Origin of the sequence: Komagataeibacter xylinus, assembly GCF_009834365.1 — a bacterium.
Taxonomy (GTDB): Bacteria; Pseudomonadota; Alphaproteobacteria; order Acetobacterales; family Acetobacteraceae; genus Komagataeibacter; species Komagataeibacter xylinus_D.
This window is the reverse complement of the sequence record NZ_CP041348.1, coordinates 222,033-244,664: the sequence shown is the minus strand read 5'-3', so window position 1 is coordinate 244,664 and position 22,632 is coordinate 222,033. Positions and strand designations below refer to the sequence as shown.

At 63.4% G+C, this 22,632-nt stretch carries 30 protein-coding genes; 24 read left to right on the top strand and 6 right to left on the bottom strand.

Features of this window, described 5'->3' with window-relative positions:
• The first annotated feature begins 64 nt into the window (after positions 1 to 64).
• From FMA36_RS01275 to FMA36_RS01265, 3 genes are all read left to right on the top strand, one after another.
• On the top strand, positions 65 to 505 hold the full coding sequence (locus tag FMA36_RS01275) for a hypothetical protein (RefSeq protein WP_003618738.1): 441 nt from the start codon (positions 65 to 67) through the stop codon (positions 503 to 505).
• Positions 492 to 1,538: a DUF7146 domain-containing protein gene (locus FMA36_RS01270; protein WP_159260233.1), complete on the top strand. Its 1,047-nt coding sequence runs from the start codon at positions 492 to 494 to the stop codon at positions 1,536 to 1,538. The genes FMA36_RS01275 and FMA36_RS01270 overlap by 14 nt, the downstream gene beginning before the upstream one ends.
• Positions 1,539 to 1,861: 323 nt before the next feature.
• Positions 1,862 to 2,788, top strand: a complete 927-nt coding sequence (locus FMA36_RS01265) for a DUF2493 domain-containing protein (protein WP_048858928.1) — start codon at positions 1,862 to 1,864, stop codon at positions 2,786 to 2,788.
• A 9-nt stretch (positions 2,789 to 2,797) separates the two neighbouring features.
• Here FMA36_RS01265 and FMA36_RS01260 read toward each other — a convergent pair whose 3' ends face one another.
• Positions 2,798 to 3,007, bottom strand: a complete 210-nt coding sequence (locus tag FMA36_RS01260; protein ID WP_003618751.1) for a hypothetical protein — start codon at positions 3,005 to 3,007, stop codon at positions 2,798 to 2,800.
• 163 nt (positions 3,008 to 3,170) lie between these two features.
• Between FMA36_RS01260 and FMA36_RS01255 the strand changes: the two genes are divergently transcribed.
• From FMA36_RS01255 to FMA36_RS01225, 7 genes are all read left to right on the top strand, one after another.
• Positions 3,171 to 3,611, top strand: a complete 441-nt coding sequence (locus FMA36_RS01255) for a hypothetical protein (RefSeq protein WP_003618753.1) — start codon at positions 3,171 to 3,173, stop codon at positions 3,609 to 3,611.
• Positions 3,612 to 4,202: 591 nt separating this feature from the next.
• Positions 4,203 to 4,529, top strand: coding sequence for a DUF736 domain-containing protein (locus FMA36_RS01250; protein WP_034931914.1), 327 nt, complete (start codon positions 4,203 to 4,205; stop codon positions 4,527 to 4,529).
• Between the two features lie 339 nt (positions 4,530 to 4,868).
• Entirely contained in the window at positions 4,869 to 5,096 is a 228-nt protein-coding gene (locus FMA36_RS01245; RefSeq protein WP_159260231.1) for a hypothetical protein, read from the top strand.
• Positions 5,097 to 5,179: 83 nt separating this feature from the next.
• A complete protein-coding gene (locus tag FMA36_RS01240; protein ID WP_026200050.1) occupies positions 5,180 to 5,464 on the top strand; it encodes a helix-turn-helix domain-containing protein in 285 nt (94 codons plus the stop codon).
• An 11-nt stretch (positions 5,465 to 5,475) separates the two neighbouring features.
• Complete coding sequence (locus FMA36_RS01235; RefSeq protein WP_010669065.1) at positions 5,476 to 5,754, top strand: DNA -binding domain-containing protein; 279 nt, start codon at positions 5,476 to 5,478, stop codon at positions 5,752 to 5,754.
• Between the two features lie 132 nt (positions 5,755 to 5,886).
• Positions 5,887 to 6,186, top strand: coding sequence for a transcriptional regulator domain-containing protein (locus FMA36_RS01230; RefSeq protein WP_225578689.1), 300 nt, complete (start codon positions 5,887 to 5,889; stop codon positions 6,184 to 6,186).
• Positions 6,149 to 6,652, top strand: coding sequence for a DUF2285 domain-containing protein (locus FMA36_RS01225; protein WP_231106187.1), 504 nt, complete (start codon positions 6,149 to 6,151; stop codon positions 6,650 to 6,652). Before FMA36_RS01230 ends, FMA36_RS01225 begins: the two co-directional genes overlap by 38 nt.
• A 363-nt stretch (positions 6,653 to 7,015) precedes the next feature.
• Here FMA36_RS01225 and FMA36_RS01220 read toward each other — a convergent pair whose 3' ends face one another.
• The gene (locus tag FMA36_RS01220; protein WP_003618757.1) at positions 7,016 to 8,470 is read right to left on the bottom strand and encodes a SulP family inorganic anion transporter; all 1,455 of its coding nucleotides are present in this window, start codon (positions 8,468 to 8,470) and stop codon (positions 7,016 to 7,018) included.
• A 662-nt stretch (positions 8,471 to 9,132) separates the two neighbouring features.
• Between FMA36_RS01220 and FMA36_RS01215 the strand changes: the two genes are divergently transcribed.
• From FMA36_RS01215 to FMA36_RS01170, 10 genes are all read left to right on the top strand, one after another.
• Positions 9,133 to 9,417 carry a helix-turn-helix transcriptional regulator gene (locus tag FMA36_RS01215; RefSeq protein WP_003618758.1) on the top strand — a complete coding sequence of 95 codons (285 nt, stop codon included), beginning with the start codon at positions 9,133 to 9,135 and terminating at the stop codon, positions 9,415 to 9,417.
• Entirely contained in the window at positions 9,417 to 10,472 is a 1,056-nt protein-coding gene (locus tag FMA36_RS01210) for a replication initiator protein A (RefSeq protein WP_048858929.1), read from the top strand. The genes FMA36_RS01215 and FMA36_RS01210 overlap by 1 nt, the downstream gene beginning before the upstream one ends.
• Positions 10,469 to 11,107 (top strand): ParA family partition ATPase, encoded by a 639-nt coding sequence (gene parA, locus FMA36_RS01205; RefSeq protein WP_003618761.1) that lies wholly within the window; start codon positions 10,469 to 10,471, stop codon positions 11,105 to 11,107. Before FMA36_RS01210 ends, parA begins: the two co-directional genes overlap by 4 nt.
• Positions 11,104 to 11,847 (top strand): DNA-methyltransferase, encoded by a 744-nt coding sequence (locus FMA36_RS01200; protein WP_003618763.1) that lies wholly within the window; start codon positions 11,104 to 11,106, stop codon positions 11,845 to 11,847. The genes parA and FMA36_RS01200 overlap by 4 nt, the downstream gene beginning before the upstream one ends.
• A complete protein-coding gene (locus FMA36_RS01195; RefSeq protein WP_003618765.1) occupies positions 11,844 to 12,086 on the top strand; it encodes a ribbon-helix-helix protein in 243 nt (80 codons plus the stop codon). The genes FMA36_RS01200 and FMA36_RS01195 overlap by 4 nt, the downstream gene beginning before the upstream one ends.
• Positions 12,083 to 12,547, top strand: coding sequence for a DUF2840 domain-containing protein (locus tag FMA36_RS01190; RefSeq protein ID WP_048858930.1), 465 nt, complete (start codon positions 12,083 to 12,085; stop codon positions 12,545 to 12,547). Before FMA36_RS01195 ends, FMA36_RS01190 begins: the two co-directional genes overlap by 4 nt.
• Positions 12,544 to 13,086 (top strand): S26 family signal peptidase, encoded by a 543-nt coding sequence (locus tag FMA36_RS01185; RefSeq protein WP_003618770.1) that lies wholly within the window; start codon positions 12,544 to 12,546, stop codon positions 13,084 to 13,086. Before FMA36_RS01190 ends, FMA36_RS01185 begins: the two co-directional genes overlap by 4 nt.
• A gap of 1 nt (position 13,087) precedes the next feature.
• Positions 13,088 to 13,426, top strand: coding sequence for a DUF736 domain-containing protein (locus tag FMA36_RS01180; RefSeq protein ID WP_003618772.1), 339 nt, complete (start codon positions 13,088 to 13,090; stop codon positions 13,424 to 13,426).
• A complete protein-coding gene (locus tag FMA36_RS01175) occupies positions 13,413 to 14,114 on the top strand; it encodes a lytic transglycosylase domain-containing protein (protein WP_003618774.1) in 702 nt (233 codons plus the stop codon). The genes FMA36_RS01180 and FMA36_RS01175 overlap by 14 nt, the downstream gene beginning before the upstream one ends.
• Positions 14,115 to 14,360: 246 nt before the next feature.
• On the top strand, positions 14,361 to 16,118 hold the full coding sequence (locus FMA36_RS01170) for a relaxase/mobilization nuclease domain-containing protein (RefSeq protein WP_003618776.1): 1,758 nt from the start codon (positions 14,361 to 14,363) through the stop codon (positions 16,116 to 16,118).
• An 11-nt stretch (positions 16,119 to 16,129) separates the two neighbouring features.
• Here FMA36_RS01170 and FMA36_RS01165 read toward each other — a convergent pair whose 3' ends face one another.
• The 3 genes from FMA36_RS01165 to FMA36_RS01155 form a co-directional block, all read right to left on the bottom strand.
• Positions 16,130 to 16,720, bottom strand: coding sequence for an RES family NAD+ phosphorylase (locus tag FMA36_RS01165; protein ID WP_003618777.1), 591 nt, complete (start codon positions 16,718 to 16,720; stop codon positions 16,130 to 16,132).
• Between the two features lie 4 nt (positions 16,721 to 16,724).
• Entirely contained in the window at positions 16,725 to 17,351 is a 627-nt protein-coding gene (locus FMA36_RS01160; protein WP_003618778.1) for a hypothetical protein, read from the bottom strand.
• Positions 17,352 to 17,455: 104 nt separating this feature from the next.
• Positions 17,456 to 17,875, bottom strand: a complete 420-nt coding sequence (locus FMA36_RS01155; protein ID WP_003618779.1) for a DOPA 4,5-dioxygenase family protein — start codon at positions 17,873 to 17,875, stop codon at positions 17,456 to 17,458.
• Positions 17,876 to 17,994: 119 nt separating this feature from the next.
• On the opposite strand from FMA36_RS01155, the gene FMA36_RS01150 reads away from it, so the two are divergent.
• The 4 genes from FMA36_RS01150 (at position 17,995) to mazF (ending at position 21,112) form a co-directional block, all read left to right on the top strand.
• Positions 17,995 to 19,974, top strand: a complete 1,980-nt coding sequence (locus FMA36_RS01150) for a conjugal transfer protein TraG (RefSeq protein WP_040510572.1) — start codon at positions 17,995 to 17,997, stop codon at positions 19,972 to 19,974.
• 5 nt (positions 19,975 to 19,979) lie between these two features.
• A complete protein-coding gene (locus FMA36_RS01145) occupies positions 19,980 to 20,405 on the top strand; it encodes a hypothetical protein (RefSeq protein WP_003618781.1) in 426 nt (141 codons plus the stop codon).
• Between the two features lie 134 nt (positions 20,406 to 20,539).
• Positions 20,540 to 20,782 carry an AbrB/MazE/SpoVT family DNA-binding domain-containing protein gene (locus FMA36_RS01140; protein WP_003618721.1) on the top strand — a complete coding sequence of 81 codons (243 nt, stop codon included), beginning with the start codon at positions 20,540 to 20,542 and terminating at the stop codon, positions 20,780 to 20,782.
• Positions 20,783 to 21,112: an endoribonuclease MazF gene (mazF, locus tag FMA36_RS01135; RefSeq protein WP_003618720.1), complete on the top strand. Its 330-nt coding sequence runs from the start codon at positions 20,783 to 20,785 to the stop codon at positions 21,110 to 21,112.
• Between the two features lie 200 nt (positions 21,113 to 21,312).
• Here mazF and FMA36_RS01130 read toward each other — a convergent pair whose 3' ends face one another.
• On the bottom strand, positions 21,313 to 22,386 hold the full coding sequence (locus tag FMA36_RS01130; RefSeq protein ID WP_003618718.1) for an alkene reductase: 1,074 nt from the start codon (positions 22,384 to 22,386) through the stop codon (positions 21,313 to 21,315).
• Between the last annotated feature and the right edge of the window lie 246 nt (positions 22,387 to 22,632).

Below are 22,632 nucleotides of genomic sequence, written 5' to 3'. Positions count from 1 at the left end.
TCCGCCAATACGTTTTTACGAGCCCGGCCACCGCGCCGGGCTTTTTCGTTTCGGGAGTTTTCCGATGGCTGATTTCTTCACGCATTTTTCCTGCGTTCTCGATGTGGGCACAGTGGACAATGCCGCAAAGGCGCTCGACCTCTACAATGAATTCATCGACGAACTGGCGGCGGAAGACCCGCCCTCTGACGGTTTTGTCCTGTCGATCGTGCCTGAATATGGTGGCACGAAACTCTGGATGCACGATGAGACAACCGGCGATCCGCATCAGGTGGTGGATTTCGTGCTACGCTGTGCGCGGGCATTCCGGCTGCGGGGGCGATGGGGGTTCCAGTGGGCCAATAGCTGTTCACGTCCCCGGATCGGCGCCTTCAGCGGAGGCGCGCATCTGCTTGACCTTGGCAGGCGCAAGACGATTTCATGGATGACCACCGATCGCTGGCTGGCGATCGCCCTGGACGGAGGCAATCCCGACACAGGAGGGCAGGGCGATGACCTTGCATGACGCGGGCGATCTGGCCCGCCGTCTGGCGGAGAACGCAGAGGCGGTGTGCCGTCGGTATCTGTCCGCTGGTCGTCGTCACGGCAATTACTGGCTGGTCGGTGACGTACGCAACACGCCCGGCCGGTCGCTGTTTGTCCGGCTGCAAAACACCGCCAACGGCAGGGCGGGAAAATGGACGGACGCGCAGTCCGCTGAACATGGCGACCTGCTGGACGTGATCCGCGAAAGCCTCGGCCTGGTGGATTTCCGCGACGTGGCCGACGAGGCGCGCGCCTTTCTCAGCCTGCCGCGTCCCGATCCGGTACCGTCGTCACAGGACCGTCCGGCCCGTGAGCGTGGCTCTGCCAGTTCTTCTGAAGCCGCACATCGGCTCTGGGCCATGTCCGGGCCGATCGTGGGTACATCCGTAGAAGCGTATCTCCGTAGACGCGATATTACGCTTTTGCACGGAGCCGGCGCCCTGCGCTTCCATCCGCGCTGCTTTTACCGCCCGGACGAGGACAGTCCGACCGAGACCTGGCCCGCCATGATCGCCGCCGTCACCGATCTCGACGGCACTCTGACCGGTGTGCATCGCACCTGGCTGGCGGCGGAAGGGCGCGGCAAGGCGCCGGTCGATCATCCGCGTCGCGCCCTGGGCGGGCTGCTCGGCCATGCCGTGCGCTTTGGGGTGGCATCCGATGTGCTCGCCGCCGGGGAAGGCATCGAGACGGTGCTGTCGCTGCGGCAGGTTCTGCCCGATCTGCCATTGGCCGCATGCCTGTCCTCGGCGCATCTCGCCGCCCTGATCTTTCCGCCGCTGCTGCGCCGGCTCTACGTGCTGCGCGACGATGATCCGGCCGGGGATCAGGCGCTGGCGACGCTGCACGCCCGCGCGGATGACGCCGGGATCGAGGTGATCGGGCTGTCGCCACGGCTGGGCGATTTCAACGATGATCTCCGGGCGCTCGGACGCGGCGCACTGCGGGCGATCCTGCATCCGCAACTTGCGCCACCGGACGTGGCACGGTTTCTGGAGACTGCCGGCACATGAGCGGGCCGGAAAGAGGGGCGGGCGGTTTCCGTCTTCTATCGGCGGTCCTGTCGTGCCTCCCGTTCGGCAGGTTCGCGCCCCGGCCTTTCAAGTGGGGAGCGGGCGTCAGCCGGGCCGGGCCTTCAATGGCGTGAGCCAGCTATTTTCCGTCGCGCCCCTTTGGGGGCGCTTTACATCGCGAAGCAAAATAGCCGGCCCCCTGCCATCCTTCGCTGTGCTGCGGCCGCGCGCGAGCGCGCGGTTCCGGCCCGTCCCTGGTCTGCCGCTATCCGCCCCCGGAAAGGCCGCGAAGGGCGCGGCCGGAGACCTGGGAGGACCGCATCATGACCCGCACCGATGATTTTGAACCGCCGCACGCCGCTTCATCCACCGCCCATGTGCTGGCTGAACTTCAGATGTATGGCTACCGTCCCTTCGAGGACGAGCCTGATCCAAGGCCGCTGCCCGAAGCTCCGCGCATCGGGGGTGCTGTGGCCGACATCTTCGACGCCGTCGCCGCGACGCTGACTGACACACGGCTGGAACCGGACCTCGAAGCGCTGCTCTGGTCCACCGTGAACATCTTCCACCGCATGGTCGGCCAGGTCGAGCGTGAGCTTGACCGCAACGAGCAGGCGCAGAAACGCAGCCAGCAGGATCAGGATGGCAGCGAGATCCGCTCGGTGGAACTGGAGCGACTGATCGCCGAAGGGCTGACACTGATCGAACGCCGCAACGCCTACGAGATCTTCCGCGACGAGGCGCAGGAGCAGTTCGAGCGGCTGACCCTGAGCGCGTGGCGGCCGAAGACCGGCTCGCTGGTATCGCGGCGGACCATGACGGCCTCTATGATCGACAGCCGTGACTTTCTCAACGCCCGACGCCGCGCCGAGAGCGAATTGCTGGTCCCGCCCGGCCCCAAGGTCGTCGTGACCGGGGGGCTGGACTTCGACGACCATATCCTGATCTGGGACCGGCTGGACAAGGTCCGTGCCAAGCATCCCGACATGGTGCTGCTGCATGGTGGTTCGCCCAGGGGCGCGGAGTTCGTCGCGTCTCGCTGGGCTGATCACCGCGAGATCGTGCAGATCGCTTTCAAGCCGGACTGGACGAAGCATGCCAAGGCCGCGCCCTTCCGCCGCAACGACGCCATGCTCGATACCTTGCCGATTGGCGTCATCGTCTTTCCCGGAACCGGTATCCAGGAGAATTTGGCCGACAAGGCGAAGCGCCTCGGTATCCCGGTCCTGCGGTTCGGAGGCGGCGCGTGAGCGCCGTCTTCAGTCCGGATTACCCGTGACGGCGATCCGCGCGGAACGGGCATAGAAGGCCAGCTCGGTATCGCCGGGCGCCAGAAGGTCGAGCAGGCCCTTCATGTCCTGCATGTCCGAATAGGACTGAAACGGCCCTGGTTGCTGTTCAATGGCCAGCACTGCAATGGCGAGCGCCTTTTTGACCAGATGCAGTTCGCGTCCCGTGATGTCCGCCATGACGTTGTCTCCCTGAGCAGCCCCACGATGCACGTCCGCTTGGCGGACGTCAGTACGATTCTCGTTCCGTCGATACATCGTTTTCTCTATGATGCGGATTGCGCCGTGGTGGTGGTGGCAGGCGTGACCGTCAGATCATGTCATCTTTACGGGAGCCGCCACCATGGTGATCTTCGCACCGTTCCTGATCGTCGCCGGCATCGGATTTTTCTGCTGGCTCATGTTCACGCTCGCGGTCTTCGCCTTGCCGTTTGCTGGCGGGTTGTATGCCGGGCTCTGGGCGTTTCATACCGGTGCCGGAGTGATTGGCGCCCTGATCGTCGGCGTCGTGGCGGGGATAGCGACTTTCGTCGCCGGTCAGATCGCACTCGCCTGCGCGCCGTGGATCTGGCTGAGAGGGCTGATCGTCCTGCTCTATACCGTGCCCGCCATCATTGCCGGTTATAGCGCCACGCACGGTCTCGCCGAGATGATGATGCCGTCCGTCGTCTGGCAGCTCTTCTTTTCGGTCATCGGCGCCATTGCGGTCGGCATCACCGCGTTCGTCCGCTTTACCGGCATGGCCCCGCCCGAACCGGCCAACGGGAGCGTCGCGCGGGTCTGACCGCCTGCGCGGCAGCCGGCGGGCAGGCATGGATCAGGTACCTGCCTGTCTTTCCACGTCATCGAGAGGCGGGGAGCGATGGGCAGCGAAGCGCGGATGCGACGCGCTGTTCCAGATACGGTCCGCCTGTTGAAGCAAACGAACTGGCGCTCTGATTTCCCGCAGGCCGATCGCAACGGGGAAGCCGGGCATGTCCGGTGAGGCGCAGTCCCGGAACGGGCCGGTTCGGTGGGCTGGTATGGAGGGAGGATGACGCCGTCATTCTGGTTGCCGCCGGATCTCGTGCGCTGTGCCGGTCGCCATAGTCTCCGTGATGTGTGCTCTGTCGGGCCGCGCACGCATGCTGCCTCTCAAGATGGCTGATCTAGCCGAAGGCCGGCTACGCCTCGATCGGCTATGGCGCAACAACGGGCCATAATTTTCTTCCCCTGCCGGCTGCGCCGTCATTCCTCGCGCACCAAGAAAATTCTGTCCCGCCGTCCTCCGCTGCGCTTCGGCCCCAAGGGATGCGCCGCCGCTCGCCTCCGTCTGTCCGATCGCCATCGAGGCCGCAATGGTGCGGGCTCGATAACAGAGATCACGGAGAGTATCATGGCCACCATCGGCACCTTCAAGAAAGTCGGCAACGGGTATAACGGCGAGATCGTCACCCTCTCGCTCCAGACCCCCAACGTCCGTATCGCTCCCGAGACCACGCGCGCGAACGACAACGCCCCCAGCCACCGCGTCTTCGTAGGCAGGGTGGAGATCGGGGCGGCCTGGTCCCGGCGCTCCAACGAGGGGCGCGACTATCTGAGCCTCAAGCTCGACGATCCGAGCTTCAACGCCCCGATCTTCGCCAATCTCTTCGATGACGAGGACGGCGAGGGTTACAGCCTGATCTGGTCCCGCCCCAATGGTCGCCGCAACGGCGACTGAAGTGCCCGCGATCCCCGCCCGGCCGGTCCGGGCGGGGCCTTCGCATGACCGGTTGGAAACCAGCGGGCGTGCGCAGCAGTCGCGCTCCTCTCGATCTGCCGGGGTGCGGGCAAGAAAGGGGAACAGGGCTTCCCTCAGTCTTCCCATTATACCATGCCCGGCGTGAACCGCCTCAAGGACGCGCGGTCCCCCCAATTTTGCCCGGCGCACCCTACGGGCACACCGGACAAAATCGGCTCCCCCGGGCGCCGCTGGCGCGGTCGCCTGCGGCGATCCCTGACCCGGCTCCCGCGTGCATGAGGCGGAGTCCTGTCTTCGAGAAACGAAAGGAGCAGGACGATGACCACGCTACACGACCATATCCAGATGCTGCGCGCCGAACTGACCAGCTTTTACCTGAGCCACGGGGAGCGCCGACGGATCGAACGAGAACTGAAGCTGGCATGCGCGCAATTCGCGGCGGACCGATACGACGAGCCCCCCCCCCGCATAGAGCGGGGGGCTTTTCGTATGGTCGCCCGTGCCATCGGATATCCAGGCGCCGATTCCACTTTGCCATCCTCCTGAAAGAACGTTGTTGAATCTCTCTAACACGACTATTATAGTCGTATTACTGGTGTGCATGCCCCGCGTGTCGGATGTGATCATGGATGATCACTGGCCGACAGGTAAGGGCGGCACGGGCACTCCTGAACTGGACACAGGAGATGCTCGCTGAAAAAGCCCTCGTAGCACTGACCGCGCTCAAGCGCCTTGAATCCGAACGCGGTCTCGGCGTTCATGAGGGCACGACCGACCAGGTTCGCCGCGCGCTGGAAGCGGCGGGCATCCTGTTCATCGAGTCCGGACAAGGGCGTGGCGTCATGTTTCTTAACGAGACTTCCGGCATCGAAACGCGGCAGGCTAGGGTGCGTCGCGTTCGTTCTCCGACCTGATCGACTCCATCATGCAGAAGCCCCCGCTCGACCCGTCTGTCGCCGACAGCGCTCCGGAAGCGTCCTGTCTCACCGGCTACGACGAACAGCATCTGATTACCTATCTCCGCCTGCTGGATGCCGAGGCCGACGGCGCCGACTGGCGCGAGGTCGCCCGCATCGTGCTCCACCGCGACCCGGTGGTTGACCCCGAGGGCGTCCACCGCTGCTGGCACAGTCATCTGGCGCGGGCGCACTGGATGACCGAGCATGGCTACCAGCATCTGCTGCGCGGCGGCGCGCCCCACTGACACCCTGAATCGTTGCGTGACCTGCAAGACCTGTTGCAGGTGCGGGGCGTAGCGGGCAACGGGACGGTCTGGCATACTCTCGCGAGCAAGTACTTGCCCTGTTCCCACCCGTTACGCATCGGAGACGACGCCATGAGCCGCGCCAACTGGCGGTCGGCGGGCGCGTACGAGGGCCTGCGGTCGCTCGACGCTCCTGCCTTTGCCTTGCAGTTTGTCAGTCGCAATCGGGACTTTATCCGTGATCGTGCCGCCCTTCAGCGCGCCGCGCTCCGGGCCGCGCTGTCCACGTCAGACGCCGAAGCCTTCGCCCGGCGCTGGGGGTTGCGATTTCGAGAGTGTCCGCACGGCCCTCAATCCGCGTACCGCCCGCTGGACTGTTGCGGTATCGCCGGCCGTGATTGCGGTTGTCCGCCTGCCGACAGCACTGGCTGACGCGGCGTATCATCCGGTCTCCCTCGCTCGGGCAGAACTGCCGCCTGATATGGCGGGAGAAGTGCTGGTCGAGCAGGGGGAGATGATCCTGCGGCTGTACGTCTTGCCGCCTGACGGGGCTCAGCTCGGCGTGCTCCTGCCGCTCGACGCGCTGTTCGAGGTGCGTGTCCAGGCCGCCCTGCGGCTCTGGCGCGTGCTGATGGATCGGCGTCCCGGTCGTGATCCGGCCTGCCTGTCATCCGATCGCATCCGCAGGCTGATCCTGGCGCTCCGGACGCTCGATGGCCTGGACGACGGGGTGTCGCAGCGCGAGATCGCCGGCGTCCTGTTCGGTCGGGAGGTTTCCGCAGGGGACTGGCTCTCCCATGATCTGCATTTCCGCATGAAACGGCTGGTGCGTTTTGCGCGGGGACTGACTGACGGAGGATATCGGCGCCTGCTACTGCACCCGTTTCGGGGACGATAGTGGATGATGAATGTCTTGTAGGGCCGGAAGAACAGAACAAGGAGGCTGATAGTATCCATGGCCTCACTGCTGGCCGCTCCGGTGCTTTGTGTCGAGGAAAACCGAAAATGGTCCGCTATTGGAGACGCGTGACGGTTCGTTGAAAAGAAGAAGTGAGGCTTCAGATACATAAGGAGAAAATAGTCCATTCCTGAACATTATACGTCAAAAGATAACGTTGACACGAGCCATCGCATGTTTGCATCGGGAATGTTTCTGCAGGGGCAGTTATTTTGTAATCGAATACCGCAACCCAGATATGGAAAACCTGCCCGGAAAAATTGGCCTGACGGCGAATTTTTCCGGACATTTATTCGAAGTTTATCAGGTGGTCAGGAGCTTTTCACTGGTCAACCGCATGACGATGCCATGCCGGAGCGCATGCAAGCCCTCGATTTCAACTTCAATGTCGCGAGCCTTGAGTTTGGATACGATCTTCTCAATCATAGCCACCGAGGTCACGTCCCAGAAATGGGCGTTGTTCAGCCTGATGACGACCCGGCGCGCATTGGTCCTGAAGTCGATCTGATCGTGAAGAAGGTCAGACGAAGCAAAGAAAACCTGTCCCTCAACCTCGTAGATATCCGTACCCTCTTCTCTGATCTTTTTGACGTGCATCAAATGCGTCATAGACCAGGCAAAGAACACACCACTGAGCAGAACACCGACGAGCACACCTAGAGCCAGATCCGAGGATGCGACAGTCACGGCAACGGTTACGACCATGACGAGGCTTGAGAGCTTTGGAAAACGCGCAAGATCACGCAGGGATGACCACGAGAATGTGCTGATTGAGACCATGCACATAATGGCGACAAGGGCAGCCATTGGAATGCGGGCGACATAAGTATGCAGCATGACCATCAGAAACAGCAGGAAAGCGCCGGCAGTAAAGGTCGACAGACGTCCTTGGCCGCCGTACCGAAGATTGCCGACTGTCTGCCCTACCATACCGCACCCGGCGATGCCGCCGAACAGTCCTACAAACACATTCGAGACACCAAGACCTACGCATTCCATTCTGGGATCACCGTGCGTGTCGGTCTCATCATCCACGACACCTGCTGTCATTAGAGATTCAAGGAGGCCCACAGATGCCATCGCAAGGGCATAGGGAAACACAATTTTCAGTGTGGCCAGATTGAATGGTACGTGGGGGATCGTAAAAGCAGGAAGGCCTGTCGGCAGCGTGCCCAGATCAGAGACAGTGTGCACCGGCATTGGATACCACATCGTGATGCCTGTCAGAACTACGATACAGATCAGGGGCGACGGTATCAGGGTTGATATCCGTGGCATGAGATAGATGATGGCAAGCCCAAGGGCAATCAGTGCATACGTGTGCCACGTCACATGAAGCATTTGTGGTAACTGTGCCGAAAAGATCAGGATCGCGAGAGCATTCACAAAGCCGGTGCGGACCTCAGCCGATACGAAGCGCATAATGACCTGAAAGCCAAGCGCACCGAAAATGATCTGTAGTCCGCCAGCCAGTAATGTCGCGACGAGAAGGTATTGAAGCCCGTAGCTATGCACGAGGGCCGCGGCTACGAGGGCCACGGAACCCGCCGCCCCTGAGATCATTCCCGGGCGGCCACCGGTGATGGAAATGGCGACGCTAATGACAAATGACGCGAAAAGGGAGACGGCGGGAGAGACGCCGGCAACGTAGGAGAAAGCAATGACCTCGGGAATGAGGGCGAAGGTGCCGACCATTCCGGCCAGCACTTCGCGCAGCGGGTTATAAGCCCACTGCGACCGATAAGTCGCAAAGTTCATGGCGTTTTTTCGAAACCTCTCTAGGTAGTAAGCACGCTCAATAAGGTTTCGTCGTATTGTGGCCCGACGCGGCAATGGTGCTTGCAGGGTAGTCAGGTCGTGAGGTCGATGCAACCCGAGAAGACAGACCAGCCAACACAACGTTGACTGCTGCAATGGCGTGATCGTCTTGTGAGGACCGACATCCCAACGTCCCAGAACGTATGGACTGTAGACCGCTGCCCCACTGTTGAACCCGGCTTTCTTTCTCTGTTGGCTGAACCGGACGGCGACACGATGCAGTAAGCGGTCCAGGCCCCATGTCCTTGGCTACTGGGTCATGGGGCCCGGCATGGGCTAAGTTCGCAATTTGCTGAGAGCAGACCATATGGCATGGGTTATGGTTCAGAAACTGGCAGACTGGCTCGTGTCATCGCAGCATGATGTCCGCTTACCGAAACCTTCAGCAGAACTTTGTATGATTGGGACGAGGGCGAAAGCCGAAATCCAGTTGGTTCGGTCGCCCGGTTCGAGGCGGCCGCGTCGCCATCTCCCGCCAGTCAAGGACCGATCTCGCCCCCCGATGAGATCGGTCCTAGTCCCGGAAGACCTCGCTCCGCCACGCTGATCCCTGCTGGCCGCATCTGTCCCGCGGCCCCAGCCAGCGACCACGGAGCCACCTCATGTCCGCCAATTACAGCGATCTGCCGCCGCGCTATCTGCGCACGCCCGACGCCTCGCGCTTCGTCGGACTATCTATTCGCACACTGGAGAAACACCGGATCTACGGCACCGGACCGCGCTACTCGAAGCTCGGTGGCCGCGTGGTCTATCGGGTGGATGAGTTGCAGGCCTGGGTCGAGAGTGGTGCCCGCGCCCATACCTCGGACACCACTGCCGGCGTCGTGCCGGCGGCCGCGCGGCAAAGTCCGCTGATTCCGCCGACATCACGCGGGAGCCGTCGCTGATGCCTCCGCCCGGCAGGGCGCGCTCCGAGCGCGAGCAACTGGAACTCTTCCACGCTATCGCGGGAGATTTCGCTCCTCGTGACGCACAGGATCTGATGGCGTTTCCGTTCTTCAGCCTCGCCAAATCCCCCCGCATGGTCCCGATCGATTACCGGACCCCGGACGTCACCATCCGGGTCGAGGCGTCTGCCGAACATGGCATGGCCACGATCTGGGATGCTGACGTGCTGATCTGGGCCGCCAGCCATCTCGTTGCCGCGCGTGACGCCGGTCGGCGCACGTCGCGGCTGATGGTGGCCAGCCCGCGCGAGATCCTGACCTTCATCGGTCGGGGCGACAGCGCGCGGGACTATGAGCGGCTGGAAGCGGCCTTCGACCGGCTGCAATCCACCACGATCAAGACGTCGCTGCGGCAGACCGGCAAGGGGCAACTGCACCGCTTTTCCTGGATCAACGAATGGAAACGGCATACCGCGCGGGAAGGGCGCACCCGCGTGATCGAACTGATCCTGCCCGACTGGTTCTACCAGGCGGTTCTCGATGACGCGCTCGTGCTGACCATCGACCCGGCCTATTTTGGCCTCACCGGCGGTCTGGAGCGCTGGCTCTATCGCATCGTGCGCAAGCATGGCGGTCGCCAGCGTGCGGGCTGGGCCTTCGGCCTGCGCCATCTCTACGAAAAATCCGCCAGTCTTTCCCCCTATCGGCGCTTTGCCTTCGAACTGCGCGACATGGCGAAGCGGCAGCCCTTTGCCGGCTATCGGCTGTCGGTGCGTCCCGACCGCAACGGCAATGACACGCTGGCCTTTGCACCTGTCAAATTATCCACAGGCGTCTGTGGACAAGCTGTGAGTTCATCCGTGCTATCAGTTGTGGATTTATCCGTGCCATCACTGCCACGGCATCCGTGCTATCGTTTGCGGAAAACGCCGAATCATGACATTGAATCAATTGGTTACGACGCCCTTAACTTAGATTCTAACTTAAAAGAGTCTAACTTTAAGGATGTTGGCCCCCCTGCCGATCCGTGGAAAACCCCCGGAGAGGGGCCATGATCGTGGCTTTCCTCAACCAGAAGGGCGGCGTCGGCAAGACGACTCTGGCGCTGCATCTCGCCGGCCAATGGGCTCGGGAAGGCCAGCGCGTGACGGTCATCGACGCCGATCCGCAGGGTTCGGCGCTGGACTGGTCGGCGCAGCGCGCGCGGGAAGGACTGCCCCGGCTGTTCGGCGTGATCGGGCTGGCACGCGACACACTCCACCACGAGGCGCCCCAACTAGCTCAGGGGGTGGATCACGTCGTCATCGACGGTCCGCCTCGGGTGGCGGCATTATTGCGCTCCGCTCTGCTGGCTGCCGACCTGGTGCTGATTCCCGCGCAGCCTTCGCCGTTCGACGGATGGGCTTCGGCCGAGATGCTGCGGCTGCTGGAGGACGCGCGCTTCTTCCGTCCCGGCCTGCTGGCCCGCTTCGTGCTCAACCGCTGCGCCGCGCGCACGGTCATCGCCCGCGAAACCCGGCTGGCGCTGATGGGGCATGAGCCTGCCGCTCTAGCGGCGCGGATCGGCCAGCGGGTTGCTTTCGCCGACGCCGCGCGCACCGGCCGCCTGGTCTGCGACCTGCGCCCGCACGGGATTGCCGCCCGCGAAATCGCCGCCCTGACGGCCGAGATCGGGGGGCTGGTGCCATGACCCTCCTGACCGGCGACAGCGCGCTCCTGATGCCCTGGCACGGCCCCTACGACATGATCCTGGTCGACCCGCCCTATGGCGATACGTCGCTCGCCTGGGACCGGCGCGTGGCGGACTGGCCCGGCAAGGCACTCGCCGCCCTGAAACCGAGCGGCTCGCTCTGGGTCTTCGGCTCCCTGCGGAGCTTTCTCGCATCCAACGCGGCATTTCGGAATGCGGGCTGGAAATATGCTCAGGAACTGGTCTGGGAGAAGCAGAACGGTTCCAGCTTCCATGCCGATCGCTTCCGCCGCGTGCATGAACTGATCGTCCAGTTCTATCGCGACGATACGCCCTGGCGCGCCGTCTACAATGTTGTTCCCACCACGTCCGATGCGCGGGCGCGCACGGTAAGGCGGAGACACCGGCCGCCCCACATGGGCCGGATCGATGCCGGCCATTACGTGAGCGAGGATGGCGGCCCGCGCCTGATGCGCTCCGTGATTCCGGTCCGCAATGCGCATGGGCGCGCCATCCATCCCACCGAGAAGCCGGTGGCACTGCTGGAGATCCTGATCCGCACGAGCTGCCCACCAGGTGGCCTGGTGGGTGACTGGTTCGCCGGCTCGGGCGCGGCCGGTGTCGCCTGCCGGCTCGCCGGTCGGCGCTATGTCGGCTGCGAGATCGATCCAGTCATGGCGCAAAAGGCGCGCGACCGCATCGCCTCCGTGCTGCCGCTCGGCGAAGGAATTTCGCCATGACGGAACGTCGCACGCCGCCCGGCTTCGCGGCGCGTCCCGCCGATCCCGAACGCTGGGTCAGGGCGCCGGACAAGCCTTCGACCATCAACCGCTTTACCGCCCGGCTGACCATCGACGTCACGCCGGCGCTGCGCGCGCGGCTCAAGGTCGCGGCGTTCCAGCGCGGCATCACGGTCGCCGACATGCTGCGCGCGCTGCTGGCCCGCGAGTTCCCCGATACTGCTGGAGATGTGCCATGACCGACACCCTCGCTCATGTCGAACTGACCTGGATCGAGAAGCGCATCGAGCACTGGATCCGCTTCGGCTCTGTCGCCCATGAGCAGATTCTCGATCGTCGTCGGCGGATACTGAGCTTTCCGCCGGACACCGTATTCGCCTTCCTGCGCTGGGCAGCGAACGATTACGGCACGGTGGTGTCCTGCATCGACATCGTGCGCGTCACCCGTCCCGGCGAGCCGTATCAGACGGTGCCGTTCGTGCGCCCCGGCGGGGAGAGCCTGTTGCGCCAGAGCGGTTGGCCGAAGGTCCGTCTGGTGCTCGAAGCTGTCGATCGTATCGAAGCTATCGGCATCGACCCCGTCGACGTGGCGCCCGAGCATTGGCGGCATCTGCACAATCGGATGCTCTCCGGGCAGGCGGCACGCTCCTACACGCGCGACCGCCATCAGGCCTGGCTGCGCCGGAGGGCGGTGTCATGACGCGCCTTGGTTGGTTCTTCACCACGTATTTCGCAATACTCGGTGTTGGCACGTCAGTGGCGATTCATCCGGCGCCCCGGCTGATCTGGAATGCCACCGCCAGTACACCGGTCGGATTGTATCGCCTGCAATCGGTAAGCACCCTGCATGTCGACGACCTGATCGCGATCCGACCACCGGCCGACATTGCCACGATGCTGGCGCACGGCGGCTATCTGCCCCTCGGTGTGCCGCTGCTCAAGCCGGTTGCCGCACTGCCGGGGCAATTGGTCTGCCGGATCGGTACTGCTGTTTCGGTCGACGGCAAGGCGCTTGGCGAGGCACTCGCCTACGATCATCGCGGTCGTCCGCTGCCGATCTGGCAAGGCTGTCGGCACGTCCTGCCCGGCCAGATTTTCGTCATGAACGCAGCAGTCCCGACCAGTCTTGACGGTCGCTATTTCGGCATCCTGCCGGTCGCTGCGGTGCTCGGCCGCGCGCAGCCGCTGTGGCTCGTGCCGTCACCGATGTCTCCCACCCCCAAGCAGAAACGAGGCTGACATGGCCCAGATCGGAACTTTTACACGCACGGCTGACGGCTTCGCCGGTCGGCTGCGCACGCTCGCCCTCGACGTCGAACTAACGATCGTGCCGGCGACATCGTCGGACGCCGAGCATGCGCCCGATTATCGCGTCCATCTCGGTGACGCCGATGCCGGACCAGAGGTCGGCGCGGCCTGGAAACGCACCGGCGAGAAGGCGGGCACCTATCTCTCGCTGGTTCTCGACGACCCCATGCTGGCGCAGCCGATCCGCGCCAATCTGTTCCAGTCCGATCGTCAGGGGCGTGCCTTCCATCTGGTCTGGAGCCGCCCGGTGAAGCGTGATGACCGGCGGTAAGGCGGCGCTCCGTCTGCTCGGTGTCGTGCTTCCGGCCGTCGTTTCATTGACGGTGCCGACGCATAATGCGGTTGCCGATCCCTACGCCGACATGATCGCGGAAGCCGCCACGCGCGCGCAGATTCCGGCCTCATGGATTGCTGCCGTGCTGCACGCGGAGAGCAGGGGCGATGCGCATGCCGTGTCGTCGGCGGGTGCGATGGGGCTCATGCAGGTGATGCCCGGAACATGGGCCAGCCTGCGTACGTCGCTCGGCCTCGGCGACGATCCGTTCGACCCGCGTGACAACATTCTGGCTGGTGCGACCTATCTGCGCTGGATGCGGGATCGCTATGGCGAAGCCGGATTTCTGGCTGCTTATAATGCCGGTCCCGCGCGCTATGACGAGCATCTCGCAACCGGCCGACCACTGCCTGCCGAGACGCGGGATTACGTTGCATCGGTCAGCGCGCGGCTGGCTCTTCCGCCTGCCGATGACATCGTGATCGGTGCTTCGGAGACACCGTCCTGGCAGAGATCTTCACTCTTTCCGGCGTCATTCCTGCGCACAGGAAATGCCCCTCGGCATGGCGAGAGCGCGCATGATCCGGTGCATGCCGATGACGCTCGCCCGACAGACTGGACGGCACTCGCACCGCAGTCGGTCGGGCTGTTCATCGCCTCAGGGCATGGGGAAGCACGTCGATGACCCCCGTTCCGGTCCATCGGGCGTTGGCGGGCCATGGGTGCCTTTGGGAGGGGGCGCTGGGGGGAGGCTGGCAACGGAGGGAAGGACGGCAAGGTAAAAGCAGTGCTCCTTCGGGACTGCATATGGTTGGTTTGATTGGGGAATTTTCCTTCTCATCACGCACCGCCTGCGGCAGTCCGTGCATTTTTTCTCATCTTTTCAACGATCCGGGCGCCGTCGGGGGCGAAACGGAGCGGAGAGCGGGCTATGGCAACACGCGATGACGGCCTGACTGTCCGGCCCGGACGCATCCAGCATGGCAATCAGGGCGCACGCCCGAAATCCTTCGTTGGCGAGGTCATGCGTGCCGCGAAGAGGGCCGGTCATACCGGCACCCGGTTCGGCGCGAAGGGCAGGGGAGGCGGTGGCGGCTCCCGTTTCGGGCGCGGCCGACGGGCGGCCCTGTCCATGCGGCTGCGCAGCAATGCCCGTCGGGTCGTGGTCAAGGCGCGCGTCGTCCGTCAGCAGGGCACGCGCTTCCGCTCCGCGCCGCTCGCCCGCCACATCGCCTATCTCAGACGCGAGGGCGTGACCCGCGACGGTGCCAAAGCCCATCTGTTCGATGCCGGCTCCGACGAAGCGGACAGCAAGGCCTTCGCGGAACGCTGCGCCGACGACCGCCACCATTTCCGCTTCATCGTCTCGCCCGAGGATGCGGCGCGGATGGAGGATCTGCGGGGCTTCGCACGCGAACTGATGCAGGACATGGAGCGCGACCTCGGCACCAAACTGGACTGGGTCGGGGTGGATCACTGGAATACGGATAATCCGCATGTCCACATCCTGGTGCGCGGGGTGGCCGATGACGGCAAGGATCTGGTGATCAGCCGCGCCTATATCAGCCAGGGCCTGCGCGACCGCGCCGCCGAACGGGTAACGCTGGAACTTGGCCCGCGCAGCGAGCAGGAAATCCGCACCGCCCTGGAGACCGAGATCGGCGCCGACCGCTGGACCAGCCTCGATCGCGCGTTGCAGGACATCAACGACGAGCGCGGCGGCATCGTCGATCTCCGGCCGGGCGCAGGAGGCGAAGACCCGCAACTGCGGCGTCTGCTGATGGGCCGGGCGACCAAGCTGGAAGGGCTTGGTCTTGCCGAACCGGTCGGGGTGGCCCGCTGGACCCTCAAGCCGGGGTTGGAGGCGACCCTGCGCGATCTCTCCATCCGGGGCGACATCATCAAAACCATGCACCGCGCCATGTCTGGCGGCGGGGTGGTGGATCCCGATGTCGCGGGCTTTGCGATCCATGGCGAGAAACTCGCCGATCCGGTCATCGGGCGGCTGGTGGAGCGCGGGCTGGATGACGAGTTGAGGGGCTCGGGCTACGTGGTGATCGCGGGGACCGACGGGCGCACGCATCATGTCCGCTTCCCCGATCTGGACCTAACCGGCGATGCCAGGACCGGTGCGATCGTCGAGACCCGGAGTTGGGAGGATGCCAAGGGCACGCAGCGCCTGTCGCTGGCGACCCGCTCGGACTTCACGCTGGCCGAGCAGGTGACGGCGCCCGGCGCGACCTGGCTTGACCGCCAGTTACTGGCCAAAGACCCGGCACCGGCCAATGCGGGTTTCGGCTCGGAGGTCCGTGAGGCAATGGCGCGGCGGATCGATCATCTGGCGTCCGAGGGGCTGGCCCGACGACAGGGCGAGCGCGTGGTGTTCGCGCCCGACCTGATCGGCACCCTGCGTCAGCGCGATCTGGATCAGGCCGTCGCCAGATTGGCGGCGCAGAGCGGGCTGGAGCACCGGCCCGCGAAGGAAGGCGAGATCGTCTCGGGGGTCTATCGCCAGCGGGTGGCCCTGTCCTCGGGTCGGTTCGCGATGGTCGATGACGGGCTGGGCTTCCAGCTCGTGCCGTGGCGCCCGGCGCTGGAGCAGAAGCTCGGACGGCAGGTTTCCGGTACCCTGTCGCCGGGCGGATCGGTGGACTGGAATTTCGGGCGGAAGCGCGGGCTCGGGATTTGAAACCTTGCCGGTCAGCTCGTCAGTCCCACGCCATAGATCTCCATCAGTTCATAGAACCAGTCCGCATCGAGATTGTCGCTCTGGGAGGCGATCGCAATCGCGCTCTCCGTCCGGTTGAAAAGAGCGAAACAGATCTGATCGTTGTCATGACGGGCGCGGTAGCTGATGCCGTCCGCATCGGACCATGCGTCGTGAACGGCTTTCGACCACGCGTGCGGCAGATCGTACGGCAGGCCGGATGATGTGACCTCCGCCGTGGCGCCGAGTACAGCCAGTCCGGGACCGTGCAGCTCCACCAGCCGCAGTTCTCGATTGGCGCTCAGGATGGCGCAGGCCTTGGCGGCGATGAGATCCATCGGCAGCAGCGTGCGTCCTGGCGCGCGCAGGAACGTCTCCGCGAACGCGCCGGCCTGCTGTTCCGCCGTGTAGAGAACGCCATGAGAGCCGTTCGGCGCGTTGAGACGCCCGGAGCGCGAACGGTCGAAATAGACGGGGTCATGAGCGCGGGAGTGAAAACGATGCAGGGGATGGCCCGCGGGCAGAATGCGCCAGCGGGGTTGCCGGGAAGCGAGGTCTCCCGGCGGCCAGGGCTGGTCCGGCACGCGGTCAGCCGCCCTGGACGCCGATGGACTGCGCGGCTTTCACCACCGCCTCTGTCTTGCCGGCGCCCAGCGCTTCGATCGGTGTCTGCCCGTCGAGTTGTGCGAGCGGCGTGACCAGGAAATTCAGACGGAACCATGCGCTTTCGCTTGGCAGGGCGGCGAGCACCGGCTTCAAACCCGACATGACCCCATCGCCGGTGAACTGCGCGACCGGATAGCGCCGCTCGCCGCTCGGTCCCGGAACCGCCAGGATCGCCTGTTCACGGACCTTCTTCTCGATGGCCTGGCGCGTGACTCTGAGCAGTTCCCTGACCTGATCGAGCGTGTAGGCACCGCCCGCGCGCCGAAGATCGTCGTCCCTGATCTGTTTCCCGCGTAACAGGGCAAGTCCCCGCGGGCCGACCGCATAGGCATCTGTAGCGGTCTCGCGGGAGGGGGAGCGACCGGCTTGCGGACGAACCTCGTATTCCAGCACCTGTGGCTTCGCGCTGACACGTCCGGGGGCTGTCTTGCGTGCCGCCAGTTCCAGCCCGGCAGGCACCATCACGATGCTGCCCACGCCGAGAAGTCGGGTTCTCGTATGGCTTCCCGCAACGCGGGCGCGCGTTTCCGAAACGGGTGTCGTGGGCATCCTGTCGCCTCCTGGCAGAGTCTTCTTCGTGATGGCAATATAGGAAACCATGACAACCAAAGCAACCAATAGAACGCTGCCACGCTCCTGGCTTCGGGCTGGCGTCAGATCGGCGCCGTGCCCGCCGGTTCAGTATTCGGAGCCCCTGCGTCGTCCGCCTTCAGCGAGTCTTCCGGTAGCTGCTCTGGCAGCAAGGCGCGACGCTGCCCGAGCCAGAGTCCGTCGCTGATGTGATCCCGGCGCGGAGAACGCGTATTCGGGTGGATCAGGATGCTCAGGCCCCGGTGATTGAGTATCAGCCAGGGAACGAGCGTCGCGAACAGCCCGGTCTCGAAGGCGATCTGATACATCGGCAACGTGTGTGGGCCGACCGGAACCTCGTGCCAGCGACCCAGCCGGACCACGAAGCGCTCGGCGACCTCGGCGCGAAGCCTTTCCGCCGCCGCGCGTTCCATTGCGCCGTCGAAATAGACATGGGCATGATAGCTGGCGATGGAGTCGATCAGGCGGATGGTGTCGGTCATCGTTCAATCCCTGCGGACTGGCCGTCCGTCCGTTTATTATCCGCTGCTGTCCTGCGGCCCCAGGCGTTGTCATTAGACCTTGAATATCGGAGAATCGAGCTGTCTGGTCGGTTCCTGTCATGAACCAGACCAGGATCCTCTGGGGCTCGGTGTTTGCTGTCGGCACCGTGATCCTCGCCTTCACGTGGGCGGCGACGCAATGGACCGCCTGGCGGCTCGGCTTCCAGACGCAGCTTGGCGCTCCGTGGTTCATGCTGCTCAGTTGGCCAGTCTATTATCCGCCGGAATTCTTCTGGTGGTGGTTCGCCTACGACGCCTATGCTCCGGACATCTTTACCATCGGCGGGTATATCGCGGCGGCGGGCGGCGTGGCCGCCGTCATCGTCGCGATCACGATGTCCGTCTGGCGCGCCCGCGAGAAGAAGCGCGCCACCACTTATGGCTCAGCGCATTGGGCCGACCCGCGCGAGATCCGTCGCGCCGGATTACTCGCCCCCGATGGCGTGGTGCTGGGCCGCTCGGCCGATGCCTATCTTCGCCATGATGGGCCGGAACATGTCCTGTGCTTCGCGCCCACCCGCTCGGGCAAGGGGGTGGGACTGGTGGTGCCGACGCTGCTGACCTGGCCAGGTGCGGCGATCGTCCATGACATCAAGGGCGAGAACTGGACACTGACCGCCGGCTGGCGCGCCCGCTTTGGTCGGGTGCTGCTGTTCGATCCGACCAACCTCGCCAGCGCCGCCTACAATCCACTGCTGGAGGTCCGGCGCGGTGAACGGGAAGTCCGCGACGTGCAGAACATCGCCGATGTGCTGGTCGATCCCGAGGGCGCCCTTGAGAAGCGCAACCATTGGGAAAAGACCAGCCACGCCTTGCTGGTCGGCACCATCCTGCATGTCCTCTACGCCGAGGAAGACAAGACCCTGGCCGGGGTCGCCAATTTCCTCTCCGACCCCAAGCGGGCGATCGAGACCACGCTGCGCGCCATGATGACCACGCCACATCTTGGCGCGAAGGGTGTGCATCCGGTGGTCGCCAGTTCCGCGCGGGAACTGCTGAACAAGAGCGACAATGAACGCTCGGGCGTGCTGTCCACCGCCATGTCGTTTCTCGGTCTATATCGTGATCCGGTGGTGTCGCATGTGACCCGGCGCTGCGACTGGCGGATCCGGGACCTTGTCGCCGGCAGCCATCCGGCGACGCTGTATCTGGTGGTACCCCCATCGGATATCAGCCGCACCAAGCCGCTGGTCCGGCTGGTGCTCAATCAGATCGGCCGTCGTCTGACCGAGGAACTGGAGGCGAAGCGCCGCCATCGCCTGCTGCTGATGCTCGATGAGTTCCCGGCGCTGGGGCGGCTGGACTTCTTCGAGAGCGCGCTGGCCTTTATGGCGGGCTATGGGATCAAGAGCTTCCTGATCGGACAGAGCCTGAACCAGATCGAAAAAGCCTATGGGCAGAACAACTCGATCCTCGACAACTGCCATGTCCGGGTCAGTTTCGCGACCAACGATGAACGGACCGCCAAACGGGTCTCCGACGCGCTCGGCACCGCGACCGAGATTCGTGACGCGAAGAACTATGCCGGCCACCGGCTTTCGCCGTGGCTCGGGCATCTGATGGTGACGCGCCACGAAACCGCGCGGCCGCTGCTGACGTCCGGCGAGATCATGCAGCTTCCCCCTGACGAAGAACTGGTAATGGTCTCGGGCTGCCCGCCGATCCGGGCGCGCAAGGCGCGGTATTTCGAAGACGCCGAACTGGCCGCGCGCGTCCTCCCGCCACCCCGGTTCGAGCCGCCTCTGGCTCCGGATGGAACGCCACCCATCGGACCGCCGCCGGGGGACTGGGCCGACGTGGTGCAGCCGCCTCCTGCCAGCAATGGGGATGATGATCCCGCCAATGCTGGCATCCGCCGTGAGCCGGAACTGCCGGAACAGGAAGAGGTAGTACAGGCACCAAGGAAGCCGGTGCGTGAGTTCGACCCGCCTGAGGATGAATCCGAGGACGATGCTACACGGGCACAGACCCTGCGGCGCGGGGAGCGGGCTCTCGCGCGGCAGGTGTCGCTCGATCCTGGTGATCGGATGGGGCTGTGACCGCCATGCGGATCAGACACACGATCCGGCTACCCGCTGACCTTAGTGTCAGGCTCGCCGATTACGCCGCCCGTAAGAAGGTGCCGCAGGCGCTGATTGTGGAGACGGCGCTGGCATCGTTTCTGTCGCCGGATGGGCCGGAGCGGCTGGAGGCGGCGCTCGCTCGGCGGCTGGACCGGATGACGCGGCAGCTGGAGCGGATGGAACGACGGGTGACGATCTCCAATGAATCGCTCGCCGTGTTCGTGCGGTTCTGGCTCACCAGCACTCCCCCACTGCCCGATGCGGCTTTGGCTGCGGCGCAGAGCAAGGGGCGGGAGCGGTATGACGGCTTTGTCGAGGCTGTCGGACGCAGGTTGGCGCGTGGGACGACGCTGGATGATGAGGTCAGGCTGGACGTGGGATCTGAGGCGGAACGGCACGATACCTGAGTCGGTTAAGGGGGGAATGCAGAAGGTCCGGTTTGCATACCTGGCTCATTGGAAGCGGACATTGGCTACTTTTAGCTTGAAACAGAAGTGGCCGAAGGTGTATCTACAATGTAGACACACAAAGGAGAGATCCAATGCATGGGACCGTTCGCAAATGGGGGAACAGCGCTGCCATCCGTCTACCAGCCAATATCCTTGAAGCGGTTCACCTACAGATCAATCAGGCTGTTGATGTCCGGGAAGAAGATGGGCGTATCATCATTCAACCGGTTCACCCTGCTGTCCTTTCGCTGGACACCCTGACTGCCGCCATCACGGATGATAACCGTCACGGTGAAGTGAGTTTTGGGCCTGAAATTGGCGGAGAGATCTGGTAAATGTCAGCATGGGTGCCAGATTGCGGAGACATCGTCTGGCTGGAGTTTGATCCTCAGGCAGGGCGTGAACAATCTGGGCATCGCCCGGCTGTGGTGCTTTCGCCAGTTAGTTACAACAAAAAATCTGGTATGATTGTTTGTTGCCCGACAACGACAAAAATCAAAGGGTATCCCTTTGAAGTGCCTTTGACAGGAGAGCCGACAAGCGTGGTTCTCTCTGATCAGGTTCGCAGTCTTGATTGGCGCGCCAGACGAGCAAAGCATAAAGGTCGGGTCTCCGAAAGAGAACTGGAAGCGGTGCGCGAACGAACAAGACTACTCGTCGGGTGACTGGGGGAAACAGACAGTCGGCTATCGGGATAGAGTTACCGAAAACAGCCTTTCGCAGTGTTCACATTCATGGCAGGGAGTAGAACTATTCAGGTGATTTCGCCTACTTCACGACAAGTATCACGTCGGCGGCTAAATATTTTCTATAGTTCAAATGCAAGTTCCTTCCATTGGAAGGAACTTGCGGGAAAAATAGGGTATCAGCGAGCAAGCGGATAATCCGTATAGCCTTCTGCACCCTGCGAGTACCAGGTGCGGATATCGTCCTTGTTCTGGGGCAGATTGTCTTCCAGACGACGCACGAGGTCCGGATTGGCGAGGAAAGGCCGACCAAACGAAATGGCGTCCGCAACACCGGTAGCGACTGTCTCGATCGCTTCTTCCCGTGTGTAGTCCTGATTCAGAACCAGCGGCTTCCTGAAGACTTCGCGGATCGGACCATGCAGCTTGGGCTGGTCGGTCTTGCCGAACGTGCCGTTCGGTCCGGGCTCGCGCAGTTCAAGGAAAGCGATATCGAGGTCATTCAGCAGCTTTGCGGCCGGCACAAAAACCTGCCCTGGATGACTGTCGATGCAGCCCTGCGTATCGCCATTGGGGGACAGCCTTACTGACGTTTTGTGCGCGCCAATCGTTGCGATCACGCGTTCGGTGACTTCACGCAGGAAGCGGATGCGGTTTTCCGGCGAACCGCCATATTCGTCGGAACGATGATTGGTGCCGTCCCGCAGAAATTCGTCGATCAGATAACCGTTGGCGGCATGAATCTGCACACCGTCAAAGCCTGCCTGAAGGGCATTGCGAGCAGCATTTTCGTAGTCGTTCAGGATGCGGGCAATGTCCTCCTTGGTGAGAGGGCGGGCGACTTCGGGAGCCTGCTTGCCATCGTACGTATGGAGGGCTTCAGGCGCTTTTGTCGCCGAGCAGGACACAGGTTGCTGGCCCGTCACGCTGGAATGAACCATCCGACCCATATGCCAGAGCTGGGCCACAATCTTTCCGCCCTTGGCGTGAACTGCGGCGGTGATGGGCTTCCAGGCTTCCACCTGTTCCTGCGACCACAGGCCCGGCGCATACGGCCAGCCAAGACCTTCGCGGCTGATCCCGGTCGCTTCTGAGATGATCAGACCGGCTCCGGCCCGTTGCGCGTAATATTCGGCCATGATGGGGGTGGGCACATGATCACGGGTGCTCCGACCGCGTGTCAGCGGCGCCATGAGAATTCTGTTTTTGGCGTAAATGCTTCCCAGTTCAATCGGCTCAAACAGGCTGGTCATGACAGATCCTTCTTAAAAGATGCAGTTCCTATGAATTTGGGAAGCCTCACGAGGAATACAACAGAAGGCTTACAACCTCGTCTGACTTGAGGTGAGCACTGCCTGTCTGCTGAATTGGTGAAGCCGACAGGCAGATTTGGGGGGGAAGCTGAATGTCGGCTGTCAGGCATGAAAATCTGACCTGACCGAGAGGCAGATTCGCATCATAAACGCGTTACGTCCTGCGTCTGATCCTGACCTGTCAGA